General features: G+C 34.1%; 11 protein-coding genes. 1 reads left to right on the top strand and 10 read right to left on the bottom strand.

From position 1 onward, the window contains the following. On the top strand, positions 1–1188 hold the full coding sequence (locus ACKGJY_RS04710) for an acetate/propionate family kinase (protein WP_413972701.1): 1188 nt from the start codon (positions 1–3) through the stop codon (positions 1186–1188). On the opposite strand, the gene ACKGJY_RS04715 is transcribed toward ACKGJY_RS04710, so the two are convergent. The 10 genes from ACKGJY_RS04715 to ACKGJY_RS04760 all read right to left on the bottom strand — a co-directional run bounded on the left by ACKGJY_RS04715 (position 1174) and on the right by ACKGJY_RS04760 (position 12467). Then, on the bottom strand, positions 1174–1920 hold the full coding sequence (locus ACKGJY_RS04715; protein WP_413972702.1) for a head GIN domain-containing protein: 747 nt from the start codon (positions 1918–1920) through the stop codon (positions 1174–1176). The genes ACKGJY_RS04710 and ACKGJY_RS04715 overlap by 15 nt on opposite strands. Before the next feature lie 6 nt (positions 1921–1926). Further along, positions 1927–2352 carry a VOC family protein gene (locus ACKGJY_RS04720; protein WP_413972703.1) on the bottom strand — a complete coding sequence of 142 codons (426 nt, stop codon included), beginning with the start codon at positions 2350–2352 and terminating at the stop codon, positions 1927–1929. 9 nt (positions 2353–2361) lie between these two features. Further along, the gene (locus ACKGJY_RS04725) at positions 2362–3462 is read right to left on the bottom strand and encodes an acyloxyacyl hydrolase (RefSeq protein ID WP_413972704.1); all 1101 of its coding nucleotides are present in this window, start codon (positions 3460–3462) and stop codon (positions 2362–2364) included. 31 nt (positions 3463–3493) lie between these two features. Then, positions 3494–4450 carry a methylenetetrahydrofolate reductase [NAD(P)H] gene (gene metF / locus ACKGJY_RS04730; protein WP_413972705.1) on the bottom strand — a complete coding sequence of 319 codons (957 nt, stop codon included), beginning with the start codon at positions 4448–4450 and terminating at the stop codon, positions 3494–3496. Positions 4451–4635: 185 nt separating this feature from the next. After that, a complete protein-coding gene (gene metH, locus ACKGJY_RS04735) occupies positions 4636–7308 on the bottom strand; it encodes a methionine synthase (protein WP_413972706.1) in 2673 nt (890 codons plus the stop codon). Positions 7309–7448: 140 nt separating this feature from the next. Then, positions 7449–8318: a class I SAM-dependent methyltransferase gene (locus ACKGJY_RS04740; RefSeq protein WP_413972707.1), complete on the bottom strand. Its 870-nt coding sequence runs from the start codon at positions 8316–8318 to the stop codon at positions 7449–7451. Next, positions 8318–9322: a homocysteine S-methyltransferase family protein gene (locus tag ACKGJY_RS04745; protein WP_413972708.1), complete on the bottom strand. Its 1005-nt coding sequence runs from the start codon at positions 9320–9322 to the stop codon at positions 8318–8320. Before ACKGJY_RS04745 ends, ACKGJY_RS04740 begins: the two co-directional genes overlap by 1 nt. Positions 9323–9384: 62 nt before the next feature. After that, a complete protein-coding gene (cysM, locus tag ACKGJY_RS04750) occupies positions 9385–10275 on the bottom strand; it encodes a cysteine synthase CysM (protein ID WP_413972709.1) in 891 nt (296 codons plus the stop codon). Further along, a complete protein-coding gene (gene epsC, locus ACKGJY_RS04755) occupies positions 10259–11002 on the bottom strand; it encodes a serine O-acetyltransferase EpsC (RefSeq protein WP_413972710.1) in 744 nt (247 codons plus the stop codon). Before epsC ends, cysM begins: the two co-directional genes overlap by 17 nt. Before the next feature lie 409 nt (positions 11003–11411). Next, positions 11412–12467 (bottom strand): NAD(P)/FAD-dependent oxidoreductase, encoded by a 1056-nt coding sequence (locus ACKGJY_RS04760; protein WP_413972711.1) that lies wholly within the window; start codon positions 12465–12467, stop codon positions 11412–11414. Positions 12468–12528 lie beyond the last annotated feature (61 nt).

The raw sequence follows: 12528 nt of genomic DNA on the forward strand, positions 1-12528 counted from the left end.
ATGCAAGTACTTGTTTTAAATTCAGGAAGTTCCTCTTTAAAATTTCAATTATTTTTAATGCCAGAGCAAACTATTTTGTGTTCTGGACTCATAGAACGCATAGGTTTTAACGATGCTAAATTTAAGTTTAATACACATAATGATACTGTAGAAGTTGTAGCACCAATACATAATCATAAAGACGCTTTAGCATTATTATCAAAACAACTTTTAGATAAAGAAACGGACATAATAACATCCACTAAGGCTATTAGTATCGTTGGCCATCGAGTGGTACATGGCGGCAAGTATTTTGGTAATACTACAGAAATCACAGCAGATGTTAAAGCTAAAATTAAAGCACTATCATCTTTAGCGCCTTTGCATAATCCTGCAAATTTAGAAGGCATTTTGGTTGCAGAACATACATTTACCAACGCGAAACAAGTAGCAGTTTTTGATACCGCATTTCACCAAAGTATTCCTGAATATGCTTATAAATATGCAATTCCGAAGCAATATTCTGATGAAGATAACATAAGACTATATGGTTTTCATGGTACGAGTCACAAATACGTATCAGAACAAGCTATTGATTATTTAGGTAAAGCCAATTCTAAAATTATAACCATACACTTAGGCAATGGCTGTAGCATGACGGCAATTAAAGATGGTAAAAGCATCGATCACTCTTTAGGATTTTCGCCTGTAAATGGGTTAATTATGGGCACGCGATGTGGCGATATAGACCAATCTATTATTTTCCACTTAGCTGAAAAATACGATTTTACGTTTGAAGCTATAAATACCATATTACAAAAGAAGAGTGGTATGTTGGGACTAACAGGATTTAGCGATTTACGAGATATTTTAACTGAAGCTAAAAATGGAAATAAGGACTGTATTTTAGCACTTGAAATGAGTGCTTACCGTATTAAAAAATATATTGGTAGTTATGCTGCCGTTATGAACGGGGTTGATGCCATTGTTTTTACAGCTGGCATTGGGGAAAATGCACCACAAATAAGAGCACAAGTTTGTAAAAATTTAGAGTATCTAGGTATTACAATTGATAAAGCAAAAAATAATGTAAGACCGGATATACTAACTGATGTAAGTGCTGAAACTTCAAAAGTTAAAGTCTTAATTATTCCAACAAATGAAGAATTAGAAATAGCTAAACAAGCTATGGCTTTATTCGAAAATTAAGCGCCCATTAAATAGCGTTTCTACAGCAATGGTTGGCGGTGTATTTACCGAAATTAAATTACCTGTACTTAGTAATCTACCGCTAATTGATTGTTGAGGGTTCACCACAATATCATTAGTGCTTCTATGAAATACACTCACATTTTGCGCTATCAGATTTCTGGCTTCAAAACGGGAATCACCACTAGCAAGGTTTACATTCAAATTATCAGTACTACCAGAAATATAAGCTATAGAAATACCGTTGAAAACTGCATTGAAGCTAGAGTTATCAATTTCTAAAATAAAATCACCAACCGAAAACGTATCTGGCGCATTAAAATCTTCAGACAAAATGGTAAGTGACGGATACGTTAACACACCATCTGAACGAATTTCATATTGGGTAGAACTTCTAATTTCTGTAATATTTGGAGCGGTTACATACACCTTAGTTATTCCAAAATCGCGAACGTAATTACACGTATTATTATCAGTTAAAATAAGGCGATTATCTTCTACAGAAACCACAACATCATTTAATAAATTTTGTCCAGTTTCAATTACTATGTTTTGTTCAGGACCGTCTTTTAAAATTAACTCTATCTCCCGATTTACTAAAATTTTATCAAAACTACCAACAACAACTTCCTCTTGCATAATAGATCCTGCTTTTTGAAAACAGTCGTTCGCAGTTTCGCTATCACAAGCAAAAACCAAAAAGAATAATAAAATGTATTTAATAGTTTTCATTGTTTACTAATCTTCTACTGCGTTACCTTTGTCATCAAGTGATAAAAATGGATTAAATGCAATTTCCCATAAATTACCATCCAAATCTGATACATAACCACTGTATCCACCCCAAAAAGCATCTTCTGGTGGTTTTACAATCGTCACCCCTTTTTGTTCTAAATCTGAAAACAAATGATCTACCTCGTTTTTGGTTCTAGTATTATAAGCTAATGCGAAGCCATTAAAGCCATTTCCTTTGTGCGATACTTGAGCATCTTCTGCTAACTTTTCTTTGGGATATAATGATAGTAATATTCCGTTTAATTGGAAAAACGAAATAGTTTCAGTACTGGATGATGCCATTTTCCAACCAAACTTTTCTTGATAAAATAGGGTTGCATCCTTTAAGTTGCTCACTCCCAATGTTATTATGTTTAGTCTTTGATCCATAATTATAAGTTACAATCTTATACCAATACCAATCTCTACTGCTTCTGCTCTAGCACCATGAGATTTTAGAGTTATTGCTCCAAATATTTTTTTACTAAAATAACGCTTTAAACCCGCTCTAATATACACTCTACCCTCAAAATCAAAAGGATAATACACGTAATATCCTAACTGCGTTAACAAACTGGTTCTATTAATAAATAATTCATGACCAACAAATACACCAACACGTTTAAAATCTTCATCTCCAGATAAGTTCTCTTCAGGGAACGCTATACTTCGAAAAGTAATTAACTCTTTTAAAAAGTTAGAAAAAAACACGTCTGTTCCCACTTGTAATGCACTCTTTCTATTAATACGTTTATCAGCATATCCAGAAAAAATATAAAATGGATATTGCCCACTTCCAATTAAATCACTTTGGTTTATACCACTTCTAAATACTACGTTATACTTAATGGGTTCTGTAAATTTTCTATCAGCCTTTTTATCTAAGGTCTTTTGGTAGTCAAGTTCAGCTTCATCTAAACTATATGTTATTCCTAAATTAAAAGCAATAGTATTTGTACCGTTATTAGGTGCTTTTACATTTCCGTTAGAATAGTGAATTAACGAAAACCCAGCCTGCACACCAAACTTATCAAAAATCCGTTCCTTTTTATAGTTAATCATAGCGTAAGTACTACTCATTAACGTAGAACCAAATGCTACATTTTTAAAATTGGTTTCTCTATCATAAGGGTTTGAGTTATGCGCCAAACCTTGCCCTATACGAAACATTAAATTTCTATTAAAAAAGTAGAAATTATAATGTGCGTAAAGAGACACATTGTTTCCTAAAACAGGATTATTAAAATTTTGGTATGATAACGAGAATCCATAATCTGGATAGTTAAAACGTTGCTCCCAGTCCTTAAAACCATACGTTTTTTTATTCCAACTCAAAATAACACCTTGGGGGTGCTCCTGTATTAAATGTAGAATTTCATTATTATGCAGCCCAATATAGCCTCCAAAATAATTCGCATCAACATAAGAGGTATGCGTTTTATCTTGTGCAATAACACTAAAACAACATAAGGCTAAAAAGTAGGTATAAAATAACTTCATATTTGGGTTTCAAACACCGCAAATGTACTATTTAAAACAATGCCTCTGCTACAGCTTTAATATTATCACTTTTTCCCATAGAATAATAGTGCAACACGGGTACACCAAAATCTAATAATTCTTTGGATTGTTGAATGGCAAACTCTACACCAACTTGCCTTACCGCTTTATTATCCTTACAATCCTCAACAGCATCAATCAAATCTTGCGGCAAATCAATTTTAAAAACCTGCGGTAATAATTGTAAATGGCGTTGAACAGCAATAGGCTTAATTCCTGGAATTATTGGTATCGTAATACCCATTTCTTTTGCCTTTTCAACAAACTCAAAATATTTCTGGTTATCAAAAAACATTTGTGTTACCACATAATCTGCTCCAGCATCAACCTTTTCCTTTAAACGTTTTAAATCTGTTGCTAAAGATGGTGCTTCCATGTGTTTTTCTGGGTAACCTGCTACACCAATACAAAAATCAGAATAATGCTCAACCTGCACATCGTCATGCAAATACTCACCTCTGTTTAATTTTGCAATTTGTTCTACCAAGCCACTAGCATAAGCATGCCCACCTTCACAAGCCGTAAAATACGCCTCATCTTTCATAGAATCGCCTCGTAAAGCCATTACATTATCTAACCCTAAATAATGACAATCTACTAACACATATTCCGTCTCCTCTTTAGTAAAACCACCACACAATAAATGAGGAATTGCATCCACTTGATACTTATGCATAATACTCGCACAAATACCTACTGTTCCTGGGCGCATACGTGTAATCCTCTTATCTAAAAGTCCGTTCCCTTTCTCAATATACACGTACTCCTCACGCGACGTCGTTACATCAATAAACGGTGGTTTAAACTCCATTAACGGATCTATATTATTATATAAATCCTGAATATTCTTCCCCTTTTTTGGTGGTATTACCTCAAACGAAAACAATGTTTTTCCGTTTGCATTTTTAATATGGTCTGTTACTTTCATTCCCCTAAATCCCCAAAGGGGACTTTTAATTAGTTAATATTTATTTTTTTTGCGTTACCCACAAGGGGTCGGGCTTTCTGCTATATCTTTTTTTAGTTTGTTCTCGATACAAATTTGTTCATCCTTCACAAATTCACTCAAACCGACACTAAAAAAAGGATGCCGCTTCAATCCCTAACGCGGGGTTACCCTGCCAAATTTGGGTGCAACCACTTTCTAGCTTTCTCCTTGGTAATGCCTTTTCTATCGGCATAATCTGTTAATTGATCATCCGTTATTTTACCTAAACCAAAATACTTTGCCTCAGGATTTGCAAAATAATATCCCGAAACCGCAGCTGCAGGCCACATGGCTAAACTTTCGGTTAACGTTACCCCAATTAATTTTTCTACCTCCAATAAGTCCCAAATCGTTTCCTTTTCCAAATGGTCAGGACAAGCAGGATATCCTGGTGCAGGACGAATCCCCTTATAACTTTCTTTAATTAAATCTTGATTCGTTAAATCCTCTCCCGAAGCGTAACCCCAATGTTTCGTTCTTATTTGTTTATGTAGATATTCGGCAAAAGCTTCCGCAAATCTATCTGCTATAGCTTGCGCCATAATCGCATTATAATCATCGTCTTTAGCTTTGTAGCTTTCTGCTAATTCTTGTACACCAAAAATAGCCACACAAAATGCACCAATATGGTCTTTTTTACCAGACGCTTTTGGAGCAACAAAATCTGCCAAAGCATGGTTAGGGATACCTTCTCGCTTTTTTAATTGTTGGCGTAAGGTTCTAAATACCACAATTTCTTCGCCTTTTTTCTGAACAGAAATATCATCTTCATTAATACTATTGGCTTCAAATAATCCAAAAACGGCTTTTGGTTTCAAGAGTTGTTTTGAAACAATTTGTTGTATCATCTCTTCGGCATCTTCAAACAACTGAGTAGCCTGTTCACCTACCACATCATCTTTTAAAATATCTGGATATTTCCCATGTAAATCCCAACTTCTAAAAAACGGACTCCAATCTATAAAGGGCAATAGTTCTTTTAAACTTAATTGCTTCAAAATTTGCACACCCAATTCCTTAGGTTTTACAATTTCAGAAGTATCCCAATCAATCTTGTATTTTTTACTTCTAGCTTCTTCAATAGATATATATGATTTCTCTTTACCACGTTTTAAAAACTTAGTACGAAATTCATCATAATCTGCTTTAAGTTTTGCAACATATTCATTTGAACTCTTTTTATTCAATAAATCGCCTACAACGGTTACTGCTCTAGATGCATCATTTACATGCACCACAGCATTTTTGTATTGTGTATCAATTTTAACAGCGGTATGAGCTTTAGATGTAGTTGCGCCACCAATTAAAAGTGGCACCTCAAAGTTTTTATTTTGCATTTCCTTTGCTAAATACACCATTTCATCAAGTGATGGTGTAATTAACCCAGATAATCCAATGGCATCTACACGTTCATCAATAGCTGCTTGTATTATTTTTTCTGGTGGCACCATCACGCCTAAATCTACAATCTCATAATTATTACAAGCTAGTACCACACTTACAATATTTTTACCAATATCATGTACATCACCTTTTACAGTAGCCATTAATATTTTACCAACAGGTTCTGATTTATCTGACTTCTCCGCTTCAATAAACGGATTTAAATAACCAACAGCCTTCTTCATCACACGCGCAGATTTTACCACCTGTGGTAAAAACATTTTTCCAGCACCAAACAAATCACCTACCACATTCATACCAATCATCAAGTTACCTTCAATAACTTCAATAGGTTTATCTGCTTCTTGTCGTGCTTGCTCTACATCTTCAATAATAAAAGCATCAATACCTTTAACCAAGGCATGTGTAATTCTATCTTGTAACGGGTTTTCTCGCCATGATAAATCAACTGTTTTTCCTTTTTTAGAACCTTTTACGGTTTCAGCAAAATCTAATAAACGCTCTGTGGCATCATCACGTCTATCTAAAATTACATCTTCTACGTGCTCTAATAAATCCTTTGGAATATCATCATACACCTCCAACATTGCAGGGTTTACAATACCTATATTCATGCCGTTTTGGATAGCATAATATAAAAATACCGAGTGCATTGCCTCACGAACACCATTATTACCTCTAAATGAAAAGGACACATTACTTACACCACCACTCACACTTACATTTTCTAGATTTTCACGAACCCATTTTGTGGCTTCAATAAAATCTATGGCATTTCTACGGTGTTCTTCCATTCCTGTAGCTACAGGAAATATATTTAAATCGAAAATAATATCTTCTGAAGGAAATCCTACTTTATTCACCAAAACGTCATAAGAGCGTTTTGCGATTTCAATTCTGCGTTCGTAATTATCAGCTTGCCCCACTTCATCAAATGCCATTACAATAACTGCGGCACCGTAACGCTTTATCTGTGTGGCTTCCCAAATAAATTTTTCTTCACCTTCTTTAAGCGAAATAGAATTTACCACACATTTACCTTGCACCACCTGAAGACCAGCTTCTATGATTTCCCATTTTGAAGAATCTATCATAATAGGCACACGACAAATATCTGGTTCAGCAGCTATAAGGTTTAAAAAACGAACCATAGCTTCTTTACCATCAATTAAACCATCGTCAAAATTAATGTCGATAATTTGCGCACCACCATCTACTTGATGACGCGCAACATCTAGCGCTTCATCAAATTTCTCTTCTTTTATTAAACGCAAAAACTTTCTTGAACCTGCAACATTAGTTCGCTCACCAACGTTGATAAAATTGCTGTTTTCATTAAGGATTAGCGGTTCTAATCCTGAAAGTTTCATGTATTTTGTTTGTTTTACTTTCATTGTTTATTCTAACATATCTATAAGTTTTGCAAACTTAAAAATTCGCATTTTAATAAAAATAAATAGTTAAAAACGCCTCATAAAAGTGTTGTTTAACCACCTTTGTATATAAATTTATATCATTAAAAAATTAGTTACTATTAATTATTACTATTTTCATAATAACTATATTTTTTTTCTAAGATTACAAAATCTTGAAATTCACCAGAAACACTTTTGACTCCTAAAACTTGATCTTTCCAAAATCCATGAAATATTTTTTTTAATTTTAAACCACTATTATCAATAATGTTTATCAAGTTACTTTCGTTAATTAATATGTTTGCAGATTCTACTTTTTCATTCATTAATCGATAACCATCTCTCTTTACAGGAAAACTAAATTCTTTTATTGATGAAACTATAGCCTCATTATCGTCATTATACAAAAAAAATGTAGCTAAACACTTTCCTTTAGGTTTTAAAACTCTATGTATTTCTTTTAAATAATTATCTATCTCAGAAATTTTCATATGAGTAAATACTGAAAATAAAAAAACTACTTCAAAAGAATTACTATCATAAGGAAACTTGTATTGACTTGCCGTTTGAGAAGAGGTATTATATAAATCATTATGTAACGGAATATATTTGAAATTAAAGTTTGGGAAATCTTTTTTTATTTTTGAATTACACCATGTTATTCCTTTTTTAACTACGTCAAACCCTTCATATTTTGAAGTTTTGTTTAAATACGTTGTTAAAGGAATTGCTGTTCTTCCAAGGCCACACCCAATATCCAAAACATTATCCGATTTCTTTAATTCCAAGTGGTTAACTAATAGGTTTAAGTGTTTGTTACCTGCCTCGATAAAATCTCCAGAACCGATAAATATATCTCCTTTTGGAGGCTCGTATTTATGTCTTTTATTTAATACAAAGTGATATATATCTACAGGAAAAAAAATTATTTTTCTAGATAAATATCTTAACCTTGGATGTAATAAATAGTATAATTTTCTAAGACTCATTAATATAATATTTTGGTCAAACTCCTTGGTTCATATTTAGCAGCAATATTAGCAATAACACGAATATGCTCTGGACTTGTACCACAACATCCACCTATAATATTTATTAAATTCTTTTTTAAATATTCTTCAATTTGCTCGCCCATTTCTTCTGGAGTCTCATCATACTCGCCAAAAGCATTTGGTAAACCTGCATTAGGGTGTGCCGATATTGCAAAATCTGTTTTATTAGCAATTGCTTCTAAATGCGGTTGCAATAAATTAGCGCCCAAAGCACAATTAAAACCAACAGATAATAACGGCACATGCGATACTGAGATTAAAAACGCTTCTGCTGTTTGACCTGACAATGTTCTTCCAGAGGCATCTGTAATGGTACCGCTTAACATAATGGGGATATCTATATCACGCTCAGCTTTCACTTCTTCAATGGCAAATAATGCAGCTTTGGCGTTAAGAGTATCAAATACAGTTTCTACTAATAATAAATCTACGCCTCCATCAACTAAGGCTTCTACTTGTTGCTTGTATGCAATTCGTAATTCATCAAATGTTACGGCACGATATCCTGGATCGTTAACGTCTGGCGACATACTTGCTGTTCGGTTTGTTGGCCCTATTGAACCCGCTACAAAACGTGGTTTGTGCGGTTCTTTTGCTGTAAATTCATCTGCAACTTCTTTAGCTATTTTAGCAGATTGGTAATTCAACTCATAAACCAAATCTTCCATCTGGTAATCCGCCATAGCTATGGTAGTTCCTGAAAATGTGTTGGTTTCTATAATATCCGCACCAACCTCAAAGTACTTTCCATGAATTGTTTTAATAGCTTCAGGTTGCGTTATGGATAATAAATCATTATTCCCTTGCAATGGGGTTGGATAATCTTTAAAGCGTTCGCCTCTAAAGTCCTCTTCTGTAAATTTATAAGCTTGTAACATGGTACCCATGGCACCATCTAAAACTAAAATACGCTCTTTTAAAGCGTCGTGTATTTTTGACATTTTATTTTCTCTAGTTCACAGACTTATTAAGTTTTTAAAACCTTACAGGTCTGAATTTTTATTTACTCAAACAAAGTTGACGACAAATATCTATCACCTCTATCACAAATTATAGCAACAATAACACCTTTATCTATAGATTTAGCGGTTTCTAAGGCACAATACATAGAACCCCCACTACTCATACCTGCGAAAACACCCTCCTCTTTTGCTAAATTAATGGTGGTTGTTTTAGCATTCTCTTCAGACACATCGATTACCGTATCCACTCTAGAGCGATCAAAAAACTTAGGCACATAATCTGGCGACCATTTTCTAATCCCAGGAATTCTAGCACCATCAGCGGGTTGTGCCCCTACAATTTGAATATCTGGATTTTGCTCTTTTAAAAATCGTGATGTTCCCATTATAGTTCCTGTTGTTCCCATAGTAGCTACAAAATGCGTAATCTTTCCATCGGTATCGTTCCAAATTTCTGGTCCTGTTGTTTTATAATGTGCTTTCCAGTTATCATCATTTTCAAACTGATTTAGCAAGACATATCCTTTTTCATCTCTCAATTTAAACGCTACATCTCGAGAGCCTTCAATCCCAATATCGGCAGGTGTTAAAATAACCTCAGCACCATAGGCGCGCATAGTTTTTACGCGTTCTTCAGTAGAATTTTCAGGCATAATCAATACCATATTCAACCCTAAAAGCTTAGAAATAAATGCCAAAGCAATGCCAGTATTTCCACTAGTGGCCTCAACCAAAGTGCCTCCCTTTTTAATATCGCCTCGTTTCAAAGCTTCATTAATCATATTATAAGCAGGTCTATCTTTTACACTTCCACCTGGGTTATTACCTTCTAACTTTAAAAACAATTTTACACCATCTTTTTTTAGTAGATGTGTAACTTCTACCAAAGGTGTGTTTCCAATTTGGCCAATAATGCTATTCTCGTATGCCATTTTTCTTAGGTCTTATTTTTATTTCTGTTTGATAGGTTACTAATGAATTCTTAGGTACAGATTCTGTAATCCAAACATTGGCTCCAATAATACTATTGGCACCAATTACAATATCTCCACCTAAAACTGTGGCATTTGCATAAATACAAACACCATCCTCTATAGTGGGATGTCGCTTAGTTTTAGCAAAATTTTTAGATACCGAAATACCTCCTAATGTTACCCCTTGATACATCTTAACATCGTTTCCTATTATCGAAGTTTCTCCAATTACTATTCCGGTACCATGATCTATATAAAACGACTCTCCAATTGTAGCACCCGGATGAATATCAATACCCGTTATCCCATGAATAAATTCACTCATCATTCTAGGCAAAATATAAACCCCTAGTTTATAAAGCGCATGACTCAACCTGTATACAGAAATAGCATAAAAACCTGGATACGCCAGATAAATTTCGGCTAAAGAGTGCGATGCAGGATCATTTTTCTCAAATGCAATCGCGTCTAAATCAAGGTTTCTTCTAATCTCAGGAAGTTTGGTTTTAAAAACACTCCAAATTTCACTACTATTTTCCAACTCTAATTTAGAGGTTATTTCAAGAAAAGTTTTTTCAAGGTAATCCTCGTGCAACTCCTCAAGTTCACAATTAAATAGAGAGTAAAATAATTTTTTTGTAAATTCCTGTGCAGTGTCCTTTAAGCAAACGTTATAACTTTTCATGTGATATTTTCTATTGACTTTTGCAGGTCACATGTGACCTTTAACATTCAAAACAATTATTAATAATAAAACAAATAATTATTTTGAACATGTTTGTTTCATCCCTTCAAATTTTCAATGTATAAAAGTAAAACTTATCTCTGTAAATCCCACTTTTATGAAACATTAAATCCCACAAGGCTTTAAAACCTTGCAGGATTATATTTTTATATTTTATTTTTGGGCGTTACCCACAAGGGGTCGGGCTTTCCGTTACAAGTCCTCGCACCTCCTGCGTCGGGCTGTGGGCTTTCCTCTGCAATCCCTAACGCGTTCGCATCCGCCAATACCTTTTAACCATCAAGTTTTTTTTCTCTCCAGACCTCACAGGTTTTAAAAACCTGTGAGGTCTAAAAATTTTTTTCATTGTCTAGTTTATCGCCTGAACAACTGCTTTAGGCGCTTCTTTTCTAGTACCATCAAATCCGTTTACACCACTTACTGTAGTGTATTTCAATACAAATTTCTTGCCTGGATTAATAATTTTATATGCTGCTTGACACATAATAGTGGCTTCATGAAAACCACATAATATCAACTTTAATTTTCCAGGATAGTAGTTACCATCACCAATAGCAAAAATACCAGGAATATTAGTTTGATAATCTAAAGCATTATTCACCTTAATTGCATTCTTCTCGATATCTAATCCCCAGTTCGCAATAGGCCCTAACTTAGGAGATAACCCAAACAACGGAATAAAGTGATCCGTTTCTAGTCGCATTGGTTCTTCGTCCTTTTTAGTTATTTCTATCGCTTCAACCTTACCATCACCAAGAATATCGGTAACCTCAGCAGGCGTAATTAACTTAATTTTACCTGCATTTTTTAATTCTTGTACTTTTTCAACAGAATCTAAATGTCCTCTAAACTCATTACGTCTATGCACTAATGTTACACTTTTTGCAACATCAGCTAAAAAGATACTCCAATCTAAAGCAGAATCTCCACCACCAGCTATAACCACATTTTTATCACGATAAAATTCTGGCTCTTTAATCATGTATTCCACGCCCTTATCCTCATACTTAGCTAAGTTTTCAAGTTGCGGTTTTCTAGGTTCAAAACTTCCTAAACCACTAGCAATAGCTACTACTGGCGCTTGGTGTTGCGTCCCTTTATTAGTAGTTACTATAAAAGTACCATCCTCTTGCTTATCAATAGTTTCAGCACGCTCTCCCAAGGTAAAACCTGGCTCAAATTGCTTCCCTTGCTCTAATAAGTTATCTGTTAAATCGCCAGCTAAAATTTCTGGAAATCCAGGAATATCATAAATAGGCTTTTTTGGATACAATTCAGAACACTGTCCACCAGGTTGTGGCAATGCGTCAATTAAATGACATTTTAATTTTAATAATCCTGCTTCAAATACAGTAAACAATCCTGTAGGTCCTGCTCCAATTACAATTATATCTGTTTTAATCATTTTTAAAATTTTCTTTTAGCTATTTGCTTTTAGCCATTCGCTAGTTGCTAATCGCAAAAAG

It is taken from the genome of Hyunsoonleella sp. 2307UL5-6 (assembly GCF_047345485.1).
GTDB lineage: Bacteria > Bacteroidota > Bacteroidia > Flavobacteriales > Flavobacteriaceae > Jejuia.

Excerpts from the sequence above, each read along its gene's own strand:
- ACKGJY_RS04710 (WP_413972701.1), top strand. The coding sequence starts at position 1 with ATGCAAGTACTTGTTTTAAATTCAGGAAGTTCCTCTTTAAAATTTCAA.
- ACKGJY_RS04715 (WP_413972702.1), bottom strand. The coding sequence starts at position 1,920 with ATGAAAACTATTAAATACATTTTATTATTCTTTTTGGTTTTTGCTTGT.
- ACKGJY_RS04720 (WP_413972703.1), bottom strand. The coding sequence starts at position 2,352 with ATGGATCAAAGACTAAACATAATAACATTGGGAGTGAGCAACTTAAAG.
- ACKGJY_RS04725 (WP_413972704.1), bottom strand. The coding sequence starts at position 3,462 with ATGAAGTTATTTTATACCTACTTTTTAGCCTTATGTTGTTTTAGTGTT.
- metF (WP_413972705.1), bottom strand. The coding sequence starts at position 4,450 with ATGAAAGTAACAGACCATATTAAAAATGCAAACGGAAAAACATTGTTT.
- metH (WP_413972706.1), bottom strand. The coding sequence starts at position 7,308 with ATGAAAGTAAAACAAACAAAATACATGAAACTTTCAGGATTAGAACCG.
- ACKGJY_RS04740 (WP_413972707.1), bottom strand. The coding sequence starts at position 8,318 with ATGAGTCTTAGAAAATTATACTATTTATTACATCCAAGGTTAAGATAT.
- ACKGJY_RS04745 (WP_413972708.1), bottom strand. The coding sequence starts at position 9,322 with ATGTCAAAAATACACGACGCTTTAAAAGAGCGTATTTTAGTTTTAGAT.
- cysM (WP_413972709.1), bottom strand. The coding sequence starts at position 10,275 with ATGGCATACGAGAATAGCATTATTGGCCAAATTGGAAACACACCTTTG.
- epsC (WP_413972710.1), bottom strand. The coding sequence starts at position 11,002 with ATGAAAAGTTATAACGTTTGCTTAAAGGACACTGCACAGGAATTTACA.
- ACKGJY_RS04760 (WP_413972711.1), bottom strand. The coding sequence starts at position 12,467 with ATGATTAAAACAGATATAATTGTAATTGGAGCAGGACCTACAGGATTG.